This window comes from Vibrio sp. (assembly GCF_047973365.1).
In the GTDB taxonomy this organism is placed as follows: Bacteria; Pseudomonadota; Gammaproteobacteria; order Enterobacterales; family Vibrionaceae; genus Vibrio.
In genome coordinates this window covers 22,311-41,067 of sequence record NZ_JBKEBW010000089.1, presented here as the reverse complement: position 1 = coordinate 41,067, position 18,757 = coordinate 22,311, and the positions used below count along the sequence as shown (strand labels likewise).

The window sequence follows — 18,757 nt, the reverse complement described above, 5'->3', positions numbered from 1 at the left end:
CAATTAAAAATGAATTTGAACCATGCATAGTGAAAACATGAGCCCAATAACGAACATGTTTTGTTGGGACAGAATATTTTTCAGCGAGCTCTCGAGGAGTGGAGCCATCAAGATACTTTTTAGCTACTTTGAACTTTAACTCGCGACTGTATTTGGACATAAATAAAAGACCCCCAATAATTGGTTGTCCAACTATTGGGGGTCACTTCAGAGCATGGGAACGAGAGATTTTCTTAACTGATTGGCATTGCGCTTAATGCGCCTTTACCTATTTGTTTTTACCTATTAGCTTTTACCTATCACAGCAATTCAAAAATACCACTAGCGATAATGCGAATAATTATCAATAATAAGTTCAACAAAGAGATACAAGGTTGGACTTATTATGAAAAAGACTATCAGTTTTGCAGCATTACATTTCAGCATTGCCTTTACCGTTGCATACGTACTGACAGGCGATATCATTTTAGGCAGCCTGATTGCAATGTTAGAGCCAATGGTCAATACGGTGGCGTTTTACTTCCACGAAAAAGCGTGGGACAAATACACTCCGCTACAAGGTTATGCCCATAATCCAAGAATCAAAACCATGAGTTTTGCTGTAATTCACTACAGCGTGGCTTTCAACGTGGCATACATGCTGACAGGCAGTTGGTTAATTGGCGGAGTTATGGCATTGATTGAACCGAGCTTTAATACCTGTGCTTACTACTTCCATGAGAGATTCTGGCAAAACAAATTCCACAATAATCACTGGCGATGTGCGCACTAAGAAAATGCCCCAACTTTATGAAGTCACTTCAGAGAGCTGGGGCTTTTGGTTTCTATATTGGGTATAGCCTATACGAAGTGAGTCACGCAGAGCTCTCTAGATAAACCGAGCTGACACACTTTTCTCTGCCCATCCAACTGGATGCTTAACTCATAAAGATCGTTCGGATTTGGATTCGCTTTGTCGTAATACTTAGGGGCTTCAACCTGAAATAGAGCACTGACATGATCACTACGAATATCAATCGGTAGCTGATACGTCATACCATCAAATTTAACCGCAGCTGAAACTAATCCCGGAGTCAATGACGTGAAATGTAGATTGACCATCAGTTCGCAGCCGCCACCATGGTGCCAGATTTGTTCAGTGGTGACAGCGCCTAGACGCACATGGCGAATGAAGTGTAAATAAGGTTCACGCCAGATACCAATTCGGTCATCGTACTTTTTCACCTCTTCACTCAACAAACAGACTTCAGCATCTTCTTCATCCGGTTGCAGAAACAAAATCTCAAATCGGTTTCGCCCCAAATTCAATTGTGGAAGAATATCTTTTCGATAGATTTTTTGCGAGCCATCACAATCAAACAGAGCAACGCCGTTCAATCGAACCTCTGCGTGATAATCGATACCTTCAAGAACCAGATCAATAGCGCCAAAATTGAGCATGCTTTCATCCACATCAAGATCATGCATCAGATGCCACTCCTGCTGAGCGATCTCTTCTTCCGCCAAACAGTTAGGCAAAACCGCACTGAGCGGCGATGGAAAAGTAATATCGTCCTGTGGAATAGATAAGTCTGTGAGCGGTGAAAGTTGCCATAAACCGGCGAGAGAAATTTGCATAATACTTCTTATTGATTAATTGACTGACTGAATTTGTTTTTGTTTTGTTATATAAGCATCTTAATCATTTAAACATAGCAGCTATAAAAAATACCAGCCTAAGCTGGTATTTGTTTTATGACTTACTCTTCGTCGTCATCTTCATCTTCGGCAGGATCAGGATATAGAGCGTCTTCGCCCTCATAGTAGGTGCCCCAACCGTCATAAATGATGTCGTATTTTTCAGCCAAATTAACCAACTTCTCCACTTGCGCGTCGATTGTTGCGGGATCAAGAGCCGATTGCATTGTCGCATCAAAACAAAGCAGCTTGCTGCCGTCTTCATCTTCAGCTTCTTCCGCTTCAGCAACTTCAAAGCCCATTTTGAAAGCTTCAACAGCCACTTTTTCTAGCTTATCGAAATCTTCAGCGAAAAAGTGGTGCTCAATTTCATACAGCGCTTCAGGGTCACTGCCATCTTCCAGCAGTGCTTGAATGATTTCGCGAGTATCTTCCTTTTGAATTTCCAGCAAGTCTTCCACTGATAGATAATCATCTTGTTGAGACATAAAATGTGCTCCAAAGTGTACAAAAAGGGTAACCATTTAATTGCGCGCAATATCGCATGGATCGAGGTCAATTACCACTGAACTAATGATCTTAGAGCGATCTTTATTCTGTACCGCCCACAGTTAAAGCATCCAGTTTGAGTGTTGGCTGACCAACGCCGACAGGCACACTTTGACCAGCTTTACCGCACACGCCAACACCGCGGTCAATGCTCAAGTCATTACCGACCATTGAAACTTGCTGCATGGCTTCGATACCAGAGCCAATCAAGGTGGCACCTTTGATCGGACGAGTCACTTTACCGTTTTCAATTAAGTAAGCTTCTGAAGCAGAGAAAACAAACTTACCGGAGGTGATATCCACCTGACCACCGCCAAAGTTAGGTGCATACACCCCTTTCTTCACCGTAGAGATGATCTCTTGCGGTGTGTACTGACCCGGCAGCATGTAAGTATTGGTCATGCGAGGCATAGGCAGATGCGCGTAAGACTCACGACGGCCGTTACCGGTTGGTGCGACGCCCATTAAACGAGCGTTGAGCTTGTCTTGCATGTAGCCTTTAAGCACACCGTTTTCGATCAGCACATTGTATTGACCATTGACCCCTTCATCGTCCACGTTCAGCGAACCACGAAGATCTTTCAAGGTGCCATCATCGACAATAGTACAAAGATCAGACGTCACTTTCTGGCCAACTTTGCCGGCGAACACTGATGACTCTTTACGGTTAAAGTCACCTTCTAAACCATGACCGACAGCTTCATGCAGCAGAACGCCCGGCCAGCCAGAACCCAAGACGACAGGCATAGTCCCCGCAGGAGCAGCATCAGCCTCAAGGTTCACCAGCGCCTGACGAATCGCTTCATCCGCGTAAGAGAACACGATTTTCTGCCCATTCTCTTCATTGAGGAAGTAATCATAGCTGAAGCGACCACCACCACCAGCGCTGCCACGTTCACGGCGATCGCCACGTTGAGCGAGAACGCTAATCGACAAACGCACCAATGGGCGAATATCGCCAGCGTAGGTGCCATCCGTTGCCGCCACTAAAATTTGTTCATGCACGCCACTTAAGCTCACGGAAACTTCTTGAATCAATGGTTCTTTGGTGCGGATATAAGCATCCACCTGCTGCAATAGCTCGGTTTTTTTCTGTTTTTCCCAGCTTTCTAGTGGGTTTACCGCATCATAATAAGTTTGGTTACTGTTGCGTTTAAACGCCTGTACTGAGCCAGACTGACCTAGCTGCGCAATACCGCGAGCCGCAACAGCACTCTGTTGTAGCCCTTCTAACTGGATCTGATCGGAATAGGCGAAACCGGTTTTTTCACCCGTCACAGCACGTACACCCACGCCACAGTCGATGTTAAATGAACCATCTTTGATAATGCTGTCTTCTAACACTAACGATTCATGCCAGCTAGACTGGAAGTAAATATCGGCATAATCAATCTGACGGGTTGCGATGCTCGACAGAGTATCTGCAATGTCCTGCTCGGTGAGCCCTGCCGGTTTTAATAATGCTTCTTCAATGCGGGTAATACTCATGTTTAGCTCTTTTCTCTATGACATTGATTATGAAAAATATGGATTATGAAAAAATAAATTGATTGTGAAAGCGGGTGTGAGCACTAATAGGCATAGCGGCACGCACACTCTCTATTTGTTGTAACTCGATGTCAGCAATCAAACTTGCCGCCTCCTGACCTAGCGAAGCAATAACTTCACCCCATGGGTTAATCACCATTGAGTGTCCCCAGGTTTCTCTGCCGCAAACATGATGTCCGCCCTGACCGACAGCAATCACCCAACACTGGTTTTCAATCGCACGAGCTCTTAGCAGAACTTCCCAGTGTGCTTTACCGGTTACCGCAGTAAATGCAGCAGGGACTAATAATATTTGCGCACCTAAATGACGTAATTGCGAATAGAGATGCGGAAAACGAACATCGTAGCAAATAGACAATCCCAACATACCAAATGGCGTCTCAGTGACAACCACTTCATTGCCCGGCGTAAAGGTTTCCGATTCACGATAACGCTTATGGCCATCAGCGACATCAACATCAAACATATGCAGCTTATCATAGTGAGCGACAATTTGACCTTGCGGATTAAACAAAACAGACGTAGTCGTCACTCCATGATTCTCCGCTGAAGTTCGGAGAATCGGCATACTGCCGATAACAATCCAAACCTGCTGCTCTCCAGCTAAGCGCGACATTCTTGCCTGAATAGGTCCATCACCCAATATTTCTGCATGGCGGTGGTAATCCTCTTTTTTACCAAACACCACTGCATTTTCCGGGGTAATGACCAACTTAGCGCCTTGTTGCGTCAATAGTGCGGTTTGCTGTTCAATATAAGTAAGATTATCATTCACATCCGCGCTGGATGTCATTTGAATTAAACCAATACGTTCCATGTTGCCACCTTAGCTCCGCACTCCCTTGACTAATCTTAGTTCGTTATAAATCTTAGCTCGTTATAAACCTTAGTTCGTTATTGACCTTATTTCGCGAGATCTCTCAGTTTTTTCGGCAGCTTAAATTCACCACGGCTACGAGAAATTTCGTTGACTATTGGCGAATCCATTGGGCCTTTCACTTCGTAATTAACTTCCGTAAACACTTCCACTACAGGAGCAATCACGGTAGTAATCGCTAACACATACAAGACAGTTTGCGGTGTAACCGCAAAAGCGGTTAACACCGGGATGCCCGAGGTAATGTCCGGCACAAAGTTAACTTCAGCATCCACCGTACGAGTGTTGAGATCCGCTAATCCTTTAATCGTCATGTCACCCGCGACGGCATCCATCTTAATATCATTGGTAACAAAGACGCCTTTATCAACCTCTCCGCTACCGGTAATCGAGTCAAAAGCCATGCCTTTATCGAAAACGTCACTGAAATCGAGCTGCATTTTTCGAATAATGGAATCCAAACTGAACAAGCCCAGAAACTTAGCCGCGCCGCTAACATCAGATATCACGCCCTTGCCCAATTCAGTTTTTACCTTGCCTTGTACTGTACTGACCTTCATTGACCAAGGCGCACCTTCCCACTGTAAATCGCTCCACATGTTGAACGACGCTTTCTGAATGCCTGAACTGATACCAAACCGCTCCATCAGATCACTGTTGTTTTCACCCTGAACTTCCATTTTAAGCTGAGTGTGACTGCGACTATCGGTGAGTGTCCAGTTGCCGGTCATATGCACCGTATTGGTACCGCTGACCACATCAATCTTTTTCCACTCTAACGTGTCGCCTCTGCGTTGGAAGTCAACGTTGACGTTACCGACTTTATAGCCTTGCAACCAAAAATCTTGAATAGCCAAAGTAAGATTCGGCATTAAGCGATGGAATTCCCGGTCGAAGTCTGAAATTAACGGTTCAGCTTGATTATTATGCGCCGCAAGCAATGGTTTTGGCTGCTCTTCATCAAGAGCGGGGACAAACACATGCAGACGATCAAATGAGATGGACAGATCGTAAGGCTCGATGTAACTGGCTTGCCCTTGCGCTTCCTGGCTCGTCAAATTCATCACCCAGCCAAGTCCTTTCTGGCGGGCATTAAAGTCCACATCGTGCCATTCGATGCCAGCTAACGTGAGCTCCTGAGTCTTTACATCTACCCGCTGAGGAAGCGGTATTTGCGGAGTGTTCATTTTATCGAGACTCGACTTACCCGCTTTTTCTGCGGGTTGGTCATTCATCAGCGAGATCCAGTTATCCAGATTAAAACGGTCAATGCGAACTTGTGCATGATGCCCCACCACAGGACTGATTTTAAAACTGCCCTGACCAAGCACTAAGTTGCTTGCTGTTAACACTGGCGTGTCGGGTCTAATATCAATTTCAGCCTGATATTTCGTTTGTGGAAGCTGAAGACGAGCCGTGATGGACTCCTGATTACCGGAAGCCTGAAGCAGCGCTTTAGCGGCGACTTTCGACTTTTTCCTCAACGGATACGGATATTCACTGGCGACCATTTTCAGATCAGCAGAACTTTCTATCTGATAAGTAAAGCCAACATCATTCAGTTGCAAAGCGACGCGGGTTTGCCACGGTGCATGGCCCTTCAACGGTTTTAGCCAACGCTCGCCAACATAGGGCACCAACGGTTTCACATCCCAATCACCAATCACATCGATATTAACCGCATAACCTTGGGGGGTGCTTTCCCCCTGGAAGTCAAAAGAGATCGGCTGCGTTAACAGTTTCGACGATAACCCTGCCGCCGTGATCACATCATTGTCAAAATTGATTCGACCAGAAACGGAGTCGAGCTCCATTGGCGGAGCTTCAATATTGACATGGTTTTTAGACAGATCGGCCCATCCCCAAGCGCGCGGCTGTTGATCGTGAGTAAATGGAATGTTCAGTTGAAACTCAGAAGTCACTTCACCACTCACCTGCACCGCATTGAGAGCAGCACCGACAGAATCAACCAAAGGGGTTGCCGTCATATAAGCCCGAACCGCATTACCGTCGGCAACCGCGCTTGCTTCAATCTCGATATGACCATCGGGTGCTAAACTCGGTATGCGCCCAGTGATACGTTTTGCCGTCACATCCATCAAGGTTGCCGAGTGCGAATCCAGATACATGGCTTCGTTTTCAAATAACAAATCCAACTGTAAGTTGTTGATCGTCGGCCAAGAGGTATCAAAACTAAACTTGCCCTCTTGTAGCCCAACCCATGCCTGAAATACACCATTATGATTCTGATACGGAAATGAGCCTAAATCCCCATACCAAATCAGTTTGGCAGTATCGACACGGCCACCCTGAATGGCGGTCGACAAATAATCGGTCAGATCATCCCCTAACGCCAGAGTAGGCAAATAACGCCACGTTTCACCGGCATTATAAGCATCAGCTTCAAGGTAAAATGATAAGAATGGACTTTTATCATGAGGGAAATCGAGACGAAATGCGCCCAATGCCTGTAAATCCGGCGTGGCGACAGAGACTTTATCAGACCAAAGTGACCAGCCTTCACTATTGGTTTGCCAGACTAAATTCACATCACCATAGCGGATATTCAACGGAGCCTGAAAGACCTCGCCATAGGGCAGCGAGTCATCAATCAAGGTCGCATGAATGTTGGCGATATCCGCTGAGCCGGTGATCTTTGCCTGAAGTTGATGAACCTCAGGCAATAATTCCCATTGAGCGATACGACCTGCCGATAACTGCGCAGAATAGCGAAGAGAGTCGGTGCTTTCGCCCATGGAAACACGGATATCTTCCAATAAACCGCCCGGTTTCAGGTTGTCAACCATCTGAGTGGTCTGTTGAGAATCCGGCATTAAGCCAACCATAGGTAGTAATGATTCAATATCCAGTTGCGACAGGTTGAGCGTCCATCCTTCGGGCTGCCAATCCAAGGCGAGGTCCAAATCGGGCCAAGGAATATCATTGGTACGTAGCTGCAATGAATGGCCATTAACCTGCCACCCTTTATCCGCAGGAAGCAATTTCACTATCCCCGATTCGAGCAACAACTCGTTTGATTGACCGTCTTCACCCCAGATCAGTTCTGAGGGCTTCAATTCCACGTAACCATCAACCGGTTGGTTATGATCGAGTGTCATCCATGCATTAAAACTAATGCGTCCTCGTTCAATGCCGGTTTCTTCTTTGACGTAACGGGTCAGCCATGGCGTAACACGCAGGTTGTCAGCACTGACATAGAAATTCCCCGAAATATCAAGCAATGAACCGTGGTCTTCAAAGTCAGCACTGACTAACAAAGAGTTAATACTGGTATCGGCAAGGCTGACTTCACCTTCAGCAAAATGGCGAGAACCACGGTTTCGCCAGCGTAGCTTGGCAATATCCAACTGACGAATTTCGCCCGCGATCGTTTGATACAAAATGGTAGAATCAATCAGCGAGAAATTATCTAGCTGACGAAGGAACAAATTATCCAGCAGTTTAACAACCTGCCCTTCACCTTCACTAACGTCAGATGAGTTCGCTGGTGAATTATTACGCTTCAGTTTGTTCCAATCGATGGAGCTGATATCCAACTTCATGCCATGAATACTCATATCGGCAATCACCGGATTGCGCGTTAACAGAGACTCAAACAGGTCAAATTCGATATCAATTTGTTGCGTAGAAATGCGAACGTTACTGCTGGCAGGCAAATCAGCTCGCACAGCAGTCAGGGCAAGAGAAGGGTGAGTGTTTTTCCAGAAACCACGTACATCGGTAATCTTAAATTGGATGTTGGACTGATCGCTGACCCAGCGTTCAATCTCACCTTGATAGCGATTCATCTCAGGCAGCAGCATACGCAATGCTGTGACAGCAATAGCCAATAAAACCAGTAGGCTAACAATCAGCCATAACACAAATCGCCCAAGGCGGGTAAAGGTTGAGATCACTCAATATCCTTTTACATCATCACAACATCAAATTGTTCTTGGATATACAAAGGTTCGGCTTGAATACGAACTTCTTTACCAATAAACAGCTCCAACTCAGCCAGCGCATGAGACTCTTCGCCTTGCAAAGTATCTGCCACCGCAGGAGAGGCGTAGACCACAAACTTGTCAGAATCGTAAGCGCGGTTAACCCGGGTAATTTCCCGTAGAATTTCAAAGCAAACCGTCTCAACGGTTTTCACCGCACCGCGGCCTTCACAGGTTGGACAAGTAGAACACAGTACATGTTCAATACTTTCTCGCGTACGCTTACGCGTCATCTCAACTAAGCCCAACTGGGTAAATCCGTTGATGTTGGTTTTAACTCTGTCTTTGCTCAGTGCTGCATCCAACGAAGCGAGTACTCGCTTACGGTGGTCATCGGAAGCCATATCGATAAAGTCGATAATGATAATGCCGCCCAAATTACGCAGACGAAGCTGACGAGCAATCGCTTGTGTGGCTTCAATATTGGTGTTGAAGATGGTTTCTTCGAGATTACGACGACCGACAAAAGCACCGGTGTTGATATCAACCGTAGTCATCGCTTCAGTCTGGTCAATAATCAGATAACCGCCCGATTTAAGCTCAACCTTACGCTCGAGAGAACGTTGAATTTCGTTCTCGGTATCGTACATATCGAAAATAGGTTTATCGCCTTCGTACAATTCAAGTTTGTCGGTCAACTCGGGAACGAATTCGCAAGTGAACTCTTTTAAGTTTTCGAATTCCAAACGTGAATCGACCATAATGCTGGTCAGCTCGGTACCGACGAAATCACGAATAATACGCTGTGACAAGCCCGGTTCACCATACAGTGTTGAACGTGTTTTGTACTTAGAACGACGCTCCATCACTTTGACCCATAAGCGCTTTAAGAAAGCCGCGTCTTGCGCCAGTTCTTTTTCATCCGCACCTTCTGCCGCAGTACGAATAATAAAGCCACCGTTCTCATCGCAGTACTGGGCGACCACGGATTTTAATCGATTACGTTCCGCTTCGCTTTCTATACGTTGAGAGACGCCAACGTGCGCCGACCCTGGCATATAAACCAAGTAGCGAGAAGGTAATGTGATATCGGTAGTTAAGCGAGCCCCTTTGGTACCGAGTGGATCTTTCACCACTTGCACAACAATGTCCTGACCTTGGCGAACCAACTCAGAAATGTCACGCACTTGAAACTGCTGTTTTTCATTTTCCGCCACACATTCAGTGTGAGGAACGATATCTGAAGCGTGTAAGAAAGCGGCTTTATCTAAACCAATATCGACAAAAGCGGCTTGCATACCGGGTAAAACCCGACTGACTTTACCCTTATAAATATTTCCGACAATGCCCCGTTTTGCTTCACGTTCAATATGGATCTCTTGAAGAACACCGCCTTCAATCATTGCCACACGCGTTTCACTTGGTGTGACATTTAAGATCAACTCTGCACTCATGAGCGCACCTCAATGTTTTAAAATAATAAGAATTCGTGCAAGAGCTGGTCAGTTTCATAGAGTGGTAGCCCTACCACCGCGTGGTAGCTACCTTCAATCCTTGTTACAAATCGCCCACCCAATCCTTGAATGCCATAACTGCCAGCTTTATCGCAAGGTTCACCGCTTTGCCAGTATTGTTCTATTTCTTGCTCTGACAAGGGTTTGAACCATACGTCCGTGGTCACGACCACAGTATGATATTTTTCTTTTGCTGCGACCGTCACAGCCGTCATTACTTGATGTCGAGCACCGGATAGATACTCAAGCATCTGTTTGGCATGAGAAAAGCCTTGTGGCTTTTCTAATACTCGATCATCTTGAACCACTATGGTGTCTGATCCTAAAACCACATAGTTTTGCTCGTCTACATCGTGCTTAGTCGTGTTTTCTTTTGCTAGTTCTAAACCAGTTGCTAGTTCTAAACCAGCTAACGCTTTATCACGCGATAGACGCTCGACATACTGGACAGGAGACTCGCTGTCTAAACGCTTCTCTTCAATATTAGGCACTAACACATCAAAGTGATATCCCAATTGAGCGAGAAGTTCTTGGCGTCTGGGCGAGCCTGACGCCAGAATTAAGTGTTGTTTAGTCATGCTATTTTATGTGCCAATGGCGACGAACACGACGCAGCAATAAAAACATCCATGGCCAAAGTATACAGCTAATTAAACCACTCCAGAGAGATAATGGGTTAAACGTGACATCCCGAATGAGATATTCACCAAAGAATATCAGTACCTCAAGTGCCATCGCCAGCAATCCCATCACGAATGCTTGCTGCCACAGCGCCATATTTCGCATCACCAGGAAGTTCATTGCGACGAGATACACCACTATCGACATCATCATGCCGCGGATACCGAGAGTCGAACCAAGCAGTAAGTCCCAGAGAAGACCGAGAATTAACGCTGAACCGACATTAACACGGTGAGGAAGCGCCAAAACCCAGTAGCAAGTCACTAATAAAATCCATGAAGGTCTGAGTAGATCAAGTGTCCCCGGCCAGGGGATGGTTTGAAAAATTAAGGCAAAAACAAAAGAGCCCCAAATAACAAAGCGACCTTTCCAATGACTACTGGTCATCTGTTGTACCTTCTTCGATATCTTCAGGGTTGGCTAACAATACTTTTTGCTGGCGATCTTCATTTGGCCAGATCAGCAGCAGATAACGTAAGCGGTCAAAATCCACCACGGGTTTTGCTTTAATCGAGGCGAATTCGCGGCGAGTATCTTTATCGACGTCAGTAATGTAAGCCACCGGATAACCTTCAGGATAAACACCACCAAGCCCTGAAGTCACCAGCATGTCATCAACGTCAATGTCGGTACTGGTTGGGATGTGCTCTAACTGAATCTCATCGCTCTGTCCGTTGCCAGAAGCTATTACACGAATGTCATTACGAATATTCTGTACAGGAATGGCGTTGTTTGGGTCAATAAGCAGTAACACGCGGCTATTGTGCGCGGCAACGAATGTTACCTGACCGACAATGCCTTTTTCATTGATCACCGGCTGACCTTCATACACACCGTCCGTTCTGCCTTTATCGATCACCACTTGATGACGGTAAGGTGAGGTATCGACAGCCATGACTTCGGTAACCACTTTCTTCTCGTCACGGACAAATTCCGATCCAAGCAGTTTACGCAGACGTTGGTTTTCTTCACGGTATTGGTCAAGCAGCGTTATGTCGCTTCTTAGTATCATCACTTCGCGTTTCAGATTTTGATTCGAGCTCATCAGTTGATCACGCGTGCTAACCAACGAATAAAAATCGTTAAACATGGTACGCGGCAGATCCGCCGCATACTGAATGGGAGCCACTAAGCTATTGAGCAAATAACGTACATTTGCGAATGCTCCTAAACGACTATCAGCCAGCATGAGGCTGGCTGATAAAATGACTGCGAAAAATAGTCGTTGTTGGAGAGAGGGTCCTCGACCAAATATTGGCTTCATCTTATAACAATCCTAGATTTGTATAAGGCACCTCGTTACAAGGTGCCTGACAAGCCATTACTCATCGCTGAACAGATCACCGCCATGCATATCGATCATTTCCAGAGCTTTACCACCACCACGAGCAACACAAGTCAGTGGGTCTTCAGCAATAACAACAGGAATGCCTGTTTCTTCGGTTAATAGACGATCAAGATCTTTCAGTAGTGCGCCACCGCCCGTTAGCACCATACCGTTTTCAGAAATATCGGAAGCCAGCTCTGGTGGACATTGCTCAAGTGCAACCATCACAGCAGAAACAATACCGGTTAGCGGCTCTTGTAGCGCTTCCAGGATCTCATTTGAATTGAGAGTGAAACTGCGTGGAACACCTTCAGCCAGGTTACGACCGCGCACTTCAATCTCGTCCACTTCATCACCAGGATAAGCAGAGCCGATTTCGTGCTTAATTTTTTCAGCCGTCGCTTCACCGATTAAGCTACCGTAGTTACGACGCACGTAGTTGATAATCGCTTCATCAAAACGGTCACCACCGATACGTACAGAAGATGAGTAAACCACACCGTTAAGAGAGATAACCGCAACTTCAGTCGTACCACCACCGATATCAACCACCATTGAACCGGTCGGTTCAGAAACGCGTAGGCCAGCACCGATAGCGGCTGCCATGGGTTCATCAATCAGATGCACTTCACGCGCCCCAGCCCCCAGTGCCGATTCACGAATCGCACGACGCTCAACCTGAGTGGAACCACAAGGCACACAAACCAGTACGCGCGGGCTTGGTTTTAGGAAGCTGTTATCGTGAACTTGACGAATAAAATGCTGCAGCATTTTTTCTGTCACGTAGAAGTCCGCAATCACACCGTCTTTCATCGGACGAATTGCAGAGATGTTGCCCGGAGTACGACCTAACATTTGCTTAGCGGCGTGACCGACAGCCGCTACGGTTTTTCCGCCACGACCTTTGTCCTGGCGAATAGCAACTACAGAGGGTTCGTCAAGAACAATACCTTGACCTTTAACATAAATAAGTGTGTTGGCAGTACCTAAGTCAATTGATAGGTCGTTTGAAAACATGCCACGAAGTTTTTTGAACATACTCTTCGTTCATCCTGCAAGAATTGAAGATAAAAATTGCACTAAATGTACCAATGCCTTGCCGTCACAGCAAGGCATTGACGCATAAACATGGACACAAACACGCAATTTCTAACAGTTTTCTAACTTAAAGCCGAAAAAATTGCTTGCTATTGTCCTGTGAGACCACTTTCCCCTCGGAAAATAATACGGTCGTTGCCACGATAAACACCAAACGTCACCACGGCAGATGGATCTTCATCACCCTGATCACGCCAGTTATATTGTAGCCAAGGTTGGTCGGTAAAACTGCTACCACAACTTACATTTAATTCTGATCGTTGTGGTGATGTATCGGACATTCTTAGCCAAAAACGAATTTGTTCTCGACGAGAATTGTTATTGTCAACATTATGCGGTGTAGCAAACAGCTCTGTACTAGCACCTAAATCAACGTTTGTATCTATAGGTACTAGAGAAGAATTTGAACTATCTGAACCACCCGTATGATTCTCATCAACCCAAACACTTTGCGTACATACGTAATCATTATTTGAATGATAATGACTCCCTGAATCGTCGGTATTTGTCACGAAACGCAAGCCATCCCAGTATTGAACTTTAAGTGGAATATTGATTTTTTCCTGAGTAGATGTACCACCTACGTCACTCATTACCATACGGCCATAGCGAATATCGGGTTGTGTATCAAATAGTCTTCCTACATCAGAGTCGAATAACAAAGCATCTTGACATGCTATCTCAGTGTCACTATCGGCATCACACACTTTAAATTCAACGTCATCAGCAGTGCTAGTTATGACTAAACCAAAACCATCGGCAAACGGACCATCAGGCGTGCTGCTTTCACCATCATATTGTTTAACAAACATAAAATCTTTATCGTCAGGGGTGAATTGAGCACTAGACCAAGCACCAATATCACCATAATCAGAGATGAGATCTTCAAATTTGTCAATTCGCTTGATTAAATTCAGTAATTCATTTTCTTTATTATATTGAACTGCAAATAGTTTAATTTCAGCGCGTAATGCCGGAGAAAACTGGCTGTAATTACTCGTAGCATCACCATTTATATTCTGAGCTTCAACAACAAAGTCATAGGTGATCGGCTGACTCATGTACATGAATTCATCATGGTTTGATGCGTAGTCCCAATTATTGCTGATAAGAGACAACCACGCCGGATAAAAACGACCGATATCCCGATAACCTAAGTTGACATTCATCTGCAGATAGTTTGCAGCGGTATCAGCTTTGACTCTCAGCACACCGGCTTCACTCCAGCTTAAATCGCTAAAAGCAAGATAGCTATTATTGCTGCCTTCATTATTGGACTTACTGAGCGTGCCGCTCAATGTGCCATCCGCACCACCGGCGGGTTGTGCCACCTCATAGCTCAGTTCAACATTAGCTGTAACTGAATTGGCGGCAAAAAAGTTTTCCGTCACCGGAGCGTTGCAATAAGCCGAAGTGTCAATCTCATCGCTGCCATTGAGCGGGTCGCTATCACTACCACCAGCGACCCAACGTAGTGGGCGAATATTTAACGCAAAAGCTTCGCCTGCGGCGGCAAAACCAAGGCTGTTTTTGTCGCTGATATCTCCATCCATGGCACTACCCGTGGGCGAACAGAGGGCAAATGTCCAAGGGCGGGAATAGACGGTGAATTGACCTGTTAGCGTATCGCTACCGTTAAATGGGCAGCTATCAAAGCCAGTGCAATCAAAGTTGCTGTCTTGCAGAGTAATGGTGGCTTGTCCGGCATCTTGCAGTGTCAGTTCCGCACTGGCCTGACCGTGACTAAATTGTGGCGCATAGATCACCTCCCCCACACCGTTAGTCGGGATCACCCACTCACGTTGTGCACTCGGTGATCCACTGTAGCCGGCATCGACCGCACTGCCATTGCTACACGCCATCGCCTGTGCCGTCACGGTTTGCGGTTTATTGGCAATCACATATTGCTCATCCACTTTAAAGGTGTAGGGCACAAACTGATAGCTGCCGGAGACGGAAGCGACATCGGAATGATCCACTAAGCTGGCAGTGACGGCAACGGCGTTGCTCGCACCACCACTGGACAGGGTAATATTGGCGGTACCGTTATTGACTGCCACATTTTGCTTGATGCCATCAATGGTAACCGAAGCAGAACCATTAAAACTATTCGCTAAAGAGCCGCCCGACATCACGCTAAGCGTTGGAGATAGGTCATCACAAATTAACGAATAATCACTGGCAGGAGTCAACACCAATTCATAGGAAGAAGGTTGAGTTCCGGTACAGTCAGCTAGATTTGTCCCCACTAAAAATGAATCGTTACCACTAACGCTGATTTTACTGGCAGTGATACTCCCTTGAAATATAAAGCGGTCAGCTTGCACCGTCACACCATTGGCATAGCCATCAGCATCAAGAAATAGCGATGCATGAATAGTAACGTCATTTTTCGCTACTCTGAAATCCTGAGTACCACTATGCCCCAATAACCACAAATCGTCAGGGTCGCCAGACTCATTGATTTTGATTCTGTCCCCTTGCAATAAAATACTATTGAAATGCAAAATCACCTTGCCGGAAACGCTTAACTTAGCACCATCGCTAGAAAAGACCAGATTATTTACCCAGTATTCCCCTTCTGAAAGAATGACATGGCTATTGTTACGTCCAATTTCTATTTTGTTATAACTGCCCGGTGAGAGTTCTTTGCTGCAGCCATCCATACAAACCACATCTGAACCATTACCGACAAAGCCAGATAAGTTCGCGGGAAATTGATCATAAATTAAATTGGCATCATATAAACAACTTTCGACACTGCCATTAGCGTATTTACACCCCGTACTATTACCAGAGGTAATTATCTGAGAAAAGGCTAACTCACGCTTCGTTGACAAAGAAAGTGTCGTACGGTCACCGCTTAATGATAGAGTGCTATTTCCAGAATTCGCCAAGGTATTTGATTGAAATGAATCAGGGAAATAAGCACATTGGCTGAGTTCGAACTCGTCAGGCTCTTCAACTTTTTGCTGACAAAATTGGAAATTACTTATAGTCCAGGAAAGCAAACGGATGTCACTTTCCTTTTTAAGTTGGTGCCAATTGGAATCATATAAGCTGTAGTTGAAGACTACATACCCTAGACCATCATAATAGTTCACTCGAACATGGTAGGTTTTACCGTCTTCCAGATCATCTTCATGAAAAATATAGTGGGAGCTATTTTGTTCATCTCCGGCATACCAAAGATAGTAAGTCTGCCACCATAACAACTCTGCTACATCGACGGAAAGCGATTGAGTACTCCCTCCCTGAACTTCAAGATCAATCGTATTATTATGCGGAGTTATAGAGGTACAAGTCTGCTCAGCAAATACTAAGTGATTAAAGAACAGCAGCAGAATAAAAAAACAACGAATTAGTTTACTTCTCATTCCTTCACCCATACATCTTGCTGGCGTTCAACCAGATACGGACCACTGCCGCAGCGTACCGCAGTATCTATCCGGTAATACTTAACAGAATCTAACGTGCTAAGAGGGTTACATGACGTCACCACAGTACAGCCTTCAAACTGACTGATCAGGCTATTGGCATCACTGGCTGACCAGTTACTACAAGCCGTATCCACCACGCTGGTGCTGCTGTCGAGCGGATACAAGTGAGTTAGCGCTAACTCATTAACCGAGTGTGCCGCCAACCAGGCGCGAGTACCGAGCAGATCTTTGGATAAAGCATCGCTGTTGGACCACTCCATTCTGGCTAGTGCATCGGCGAGAAAGCCCATAACGACAATAACAAAAATCGCCACAATATACAGATTGCCGTTCTGTTTTTTGATTGTCGGTAAACATTTTTTAGGGAACATTGAGCACCTGCACGTCGGTTTCAAACGAGCTCGACTCGCCATTTTGCTCAAAGGTCAGCGCAATATGGATCACCCCGCCGCGTTGCAAAGTCGGATCGGCATAACGAAACTCACTTTTACTCACATCAAGGTGATCCGCCACCTGCACGCCATTACGGTTAATCTGCTTGGTAGCGCTATCCAGACAATAAGTCACCTGCTGCTGATAGATATAAAAGCGTTTGGCCACCGACTGACTGGCTAACGGCGCTATGGTAATGGTGGTGCTATTACTGTTCAGATCAATGCCTGAGCTAAATTCACTGTAATGGGTCGGGTTAATGATCATCTTCTTGCCCGTCAGTGCCGGCGAAGAAGTTGGATCGACAGAGCTTTGACCGACAATAAACGACAACTGAGTATTATCGTTGTCTGCCACATGGTAAAAGCCAGAGTAGTCGATGGGATAAAAAGAGAGACAGTCATTGCCCGCATAAAAACTGTTGGGCACTGCATGGCGGATTTCACGAGTCATTTTTTCCAGCACAAACTTAGCCTGCGTCTGCAACGTCTGCCGCGCCACGGTATCGGCATAGCCTTTACTGCCGAGTTGAACAAAACCGGCAATACCTAAAATCAAAATCGAGCCGATCACCATGGTCAGCACCATCTCTACCAGCGTAAAACCACGGGTTTGCATCAGTAGTTCCCCCGATAGCCGACAAAATCGAACTGACCGTAACGACCGGTATCAATGGAGATATCGACTTTTTTCATCACGCGACCATGACTGTAACCCACGCGGATAATCACGGTAAAATGGGTGTACTTGCTCACCGTATCCCCCCCTAAAATATTGCTTAACGGGCTGGTCGGTGTGTTGCTGCCACAGTCGCTAACACTGTCGGTCCACCAGCAGCCGATATAGTCATCGACGTCATCAAATTCATTGGGCGAGCTTTCACCTTCTGCGCCCAGCGTGGAGGAGCAGGCAGAATACCCCGTTTCATCGCAGCGCTGCAGCCCGCCATCAAAATCACTGTGCTCATCAAAACCGCGCGCCAGAATCTGGCTCATCAGGCTTTGGCCTAAATTGGCAGCGCGGGTCTGATAGTGTGGCGCCGCCGAGCGTTCAATTTGCGGGTACAAAAAACTGGCTAAGGTCACCATGGCAAAGCCCATGATCACCATCGCCATAACGCTTTCGATTAAGGTAAATCCGCGACGTTTATTCATCAGCAACCACTCACATAACCTTGTGCGTTAATGCAGACGGCGCTGCGGCTGCCACCAGCCTCAATATCAATCGTCACACTACTGGAAGGGTTACCGTAGAGATCGAAGCTGATCTCACTGTGCGCAGCAGAAAACTGCACATTTGATGGTCGCAAGCGATCGCTGCGTGAATTGTCACCAACGGGCAGGCTACAGACGTAGACCGAACCCAAGCAGTCGGTTTGGATTGCCAGTTTAAAATAATTGTCTAGCTTAGGATCGGCAGCAAAACGGTCAGTGGATAAATTGGACTGCATGCGGTCAATTTGGATCTGGCGAATCATTGAAATCGCCTGCTCACGCACCGCATAGGCCGACACCGACGACACGCCGGAGAAACGACTGGCCGCGTAAACAGACAAAATAGAGACCAACAAGATCACCACGATCAGTTCGACTAAGGTAAAACCTTGTTGGTTGCTCTGCATGGGTTTGCTCGCGATAGTAAGCGGTAACGAGTGCAAATTATAGATGAAA

General features: G+C 46.0%; 16 protein-coding genes. 1 reads left to right on the top strand and 15 read right to left on the bottom strand.

Translation table 11 applies throughout. The features are described from left to right. The first annotated feature begins 385 nt into the window (after nt 1-385). Nucleotides 386-772: a DUF2061 domain-containing protein gene (locus ACK5MF_RS11890; RefSeq protein WP_416922468.1), complete on the top strand. Its 387-nt coding sequence runs from the start codon at nt 386-388 to the stop codon at nt 770-772. Nucleotides 773-840: 68 nt separating this feature from the next. Here the strand turns inward: ACK5MF_RS11890 and ACK5MF_RS11885 are convergent, their stop codons facing one another. The 15 genes from ACK5MF_RS11885 to ACK5MF_RS11815 all read right to left on the bottom strand — a co-directional run bounded on the left by ACK5MF_RS11885 (nt 841) and on the right by ACK5MF_RS11815 (nt 18,708). Next, on the bottom strand, nt 841-1,617 hold the full coding sequence (locus tag ACK5MF_RS11885; protein WP_416922466.1) for a glycosyl hydrolase 2 galactose-binding domain-containing protein: 777 nt from the start codon (nt 1,615-1,617) through the stop codon (nt 841-843). A 122-nt stretch (nt 1,618-1,739) separates the two neighbouring features. After that, on the bottom strand, nt 1,740-2,165 hold the full coding sequence (gene rraB, locus ACK5MF_RS11880; RefSeq protein ID WP_416922464.1) for a ribonuclease E inhibitor RraB: 426 nt from the start codon (nt 2,163-2,165) through the stop codon (nt 1,740-1,742). A gap of 103 nt (nt 2,166-2,268) precedes the next feature. Then, on the bottom strand, nt 2,269-3,714 hold the full coding sequence (gene tldD, locus ACK5MF_RS11875; RefSeq protein WP_416922462.1) for a metalloprotease TldD: 1,446 nt from the start codon (nt 3,712-3,714) through the stop codon (nt 2,269-2,271). Nucleotides 3,715-3,757: 43 nt separating this feature from the next. Further along, nucleotides 3,758-4,591 (bottom strand): carbon-nitrogen hydrolase family protein, encoded by an 834-nt coding sequence (locus ACK5MF_RS11870; RefSeq protein WP_416922460.1) that lies wholly within the window; start codon nt 4,589-4,591, stop codon nt 3,758-3,760. Between the two features lie 86 nt (nt 4,592-4,677). Beyond that, nucleotides 4,678-8,568 (bottom strand): YhdP family protein, encoded by a 3,891-nt coding sequence (locus tag ACK5MF_RS11865; RefSeq protein WP_416922458.1) that lies wholly within the window; start codon nt 8,566-8,568, stop codon nt 4,678-4,680. 11 nt (nt 8,569-8,579) lie between these two features. Further along, a complete protein-coding gene (gene rng / locus ACK5MF_RS11860; RefSeq protein ID WP_416922456.1) occupies nt 8,580-10,049 on the bottom strand; it encodes a ribonuclease G in 1,470 nt (489 codons plus the stop codon). A 17-nt stretch (nt 10,050-10,066) separates the two neighbouring features. After that, the gene (locus tag ACK5MF_RS11855; protein ID WP_416922454.1) at nt 10,067-10,687 is read right to left on the bottom strand and encodes a Maf family protein; all 621 of its coding nucleotides are present in this window, start codon (nt 10,685-10,687) and stop codon (nt 10,067-10,069) included. 1 nt (nt 10,688) lies between these two features. Continuing rightward, a complete protein-coding gene (gene mreD / locus ACK5MF_RS11850; protein ID WP_416922452.1) occupies nt 10,689-11,177 on the bottom strand; it encodes a rod shape-determining protein MreD in 489 nt (162 codons plus the stop codon). Next, nucleotides 11,167-12,054 (bottom strand): rod shape-determining protein MreC, encoded by an 888-nt coding sequence (gene mreC, locus ACK5MF_RS11845; RefSeq protein ID WP_416922450.1) that lies wholly within the window; start codon nt 12,052-12,054, stop codon nt 11,167-11,169. Before mreC ends, mreD begins: the two co-directional genes overlap by 11 nt. A 57-nt stretch (nt 12,055-12,111) precedes the next feature. Continuing rightward, nucleotides 12,112-13,155, bottom strand: a complete 1,044-nt coding sequence (locus ACK5MF_RS11840; RefSeq protein WP_416922448.1) for a rod shape-determining protein — start codon at nt 13,153-13,155, stop codon at nt 12,112-12,114. A 149-nt stretch (nt 13,156-13,304) separates the two neighbouring features. Further along, a complete protein-coding gene (locus tag ACK5MF_RS11835; RefSeq protein WP_416922446.1) occupies nt 13,305-16,592 on the bottom strand; it encodes a DUF6701 domain-containing protein in 3,288 nt (1,095 codons plus the stop codon). Then, nucleotides 16,589-17,026 carry an MSHA biogenesis protein MshP gene (locus ACK5MF_RS11830; protein WP_416922444.1) on the bottom strand — a complete coding sequence of 146 codons (438 nt, stop codon included), beginning with the start codon at nt 17,024-17,026 and terminating at the stop codon, nt 16,589-16,591. Before ACK5MF_RS11830 ends, ACK5MF_RS11835 begins: the two co-directional genes overlap by 4 nt. Further along, a complete protein-coding gene (locus tag ACK5MF_RS11825; RefSeq protein WP_416922442.1) occupies nt 17,016-17,705 on the bottom strand; it encodes a PilW family protein in 690 nt (229 codons plus the stop codon). The genes ACK5MF_RS11830 and ACK5MF_RS11825 overlap by 11 nt, the downstream gene beginning before the upstream one ends. After that, nucleotides 17,705-18,241, bottom strand: a complete 537-nt coding sequence (locus tag ACK5MF_RS11820; protein ID WP_416922440.1) for a type IV pilus modification PilV family protein — start codon at nt 18,239-18,241, stop codon at nt 17,705-17,707. The genes ACK5MF_RS11825 and ACK5MF_RS11820 overlap by 1 nt, the downstream gene beginning before the upstream one ends. Then, nucleotides 18,241-18,708: a type II secretion system protein gene (locus tag ACK5MF_RS11815; protein WP_416922470.1), complete on the bottom strand. Its 468-nt coding sequence runs from the start codon at nt 18,706-18,708 to the stop codon at nt 18,241-18,243. The genes ACK5MF_RS11820 and ACK5MF_RS11815 overlap by 1 nt, the downstream gene beginning before the upstream one ends. Nucleotides 18,709-18,757 lie beyond the last annotated feature (49 nt).

Excerpts from the sequence above, each read along its gene's own strand:
- mreD (WP_416922452.1), bottom strand. The coding sequence starts at position 11,177 with ATGACCAGTAGTCATTGGAAAGGTCGCTTTGTTATTTGGGGCTCTTTT.
- ACK5MF_RS11890 (WP_416922468.1), top strand. The coding sequence starts at position 386 with ATGAAAAAGACTATCAGTTTTGCAGCATTACATTTCAGCATTGCCTTT.
- ACK5MF_RS11820 (WP_416922440.1), bottom strand. The coding sequence starts at position 18,241 with ATGAATAAACGTCGCGGATTTACCTTAATCGAAAGCGTTATGGCGATG.
- ACK5MF_RS11815 (WP_416922470.1), bottom strand. The coding sequence starts at position 18,708 with ATGCAGAGCAACCAACAAGGTTTTACCTTAGTCGAACTGATCGTGGTG.
- ACK5MF_RS11855 (WP_416922454.1), bottom strand. The coding sequence starts at position 10,687 with ATGACTAAACAACACTTAATTCTGGCGTCAGGCTCGCCCAGACGCCAA.
- ACK5MF_RS11825 (WP_416922442.1), bottom strand. The coding sequence starts at position 17,705 with ATGCAAACCCGTGGTTTTACGCTGGTAGAGATGGTGCTGACCATGGTG.
- ACK5MF_RS11840 (WP_416922448.1), bottom strand. The coding sequence starts at position 13,155 with ATGTTCAAAAAACTTCGTGGCATGTTTTCAAACGACCTATCAATTGAC.
- ACK5MF_RS11830 (WP_416922444.1), bottom strand. The coding sequence starts at position 17,026 with ATGTTCCCTAAAAAATGTTTACCGACAATCAAAAAACAGAACGGCAAT.
- tldD (WP_416922462.1), bottom strand. The coding sequence starts at position 3,714 with ATGAGTATTACCCGCATTGAAGAAGCATTATTAAAACCGGCAGGGCTC.
- rraB (WP_416922464.1), bottom strand. The coding sequence starts at position 2,165 with ATGTCTCAACAAGATGATTATCTATCAGTGGAAGACTTGCTGGAAATT.
- ACK5MF_RS11835 (WP_416922446.1), bottom strand. The coding sequence starts at position 16,592 with ATGAGAAGTAAACTAATTCGTTGTTTTTTTATTCTGCTGCTGTTCTTT.
- mreC (WP_416922450.1), bottom strand. The coding sequence starts at position 12,054 with ATGAAGCCAATATTTGGTCGAGGACCCTCTCTCCAACAACGACTATTT.
- rng (WP_416922456.1), bottom strand. The coding sequence starts at position 10,049 with ATGAGTGCAGAGTTGATCTTAAATGTCACACCAAGTGAAACGCGTGTG.
- ACK5MF_RS11870 (WP_416922460.1), bottom strand. The coding sequence starts at position 4,591 with ATGGAACGTATTGGTTTAATTCAAATGACATCCAGCGCGGATGTGAAT.
- ACK5MF_RS11885 (WP_416922466.1), bottom strand. The coding sequence starts at position 1,617 with ATGCAAATTTCTCTCGCCGGTTTATGGCAACTTTCACCGCTCACAGAC.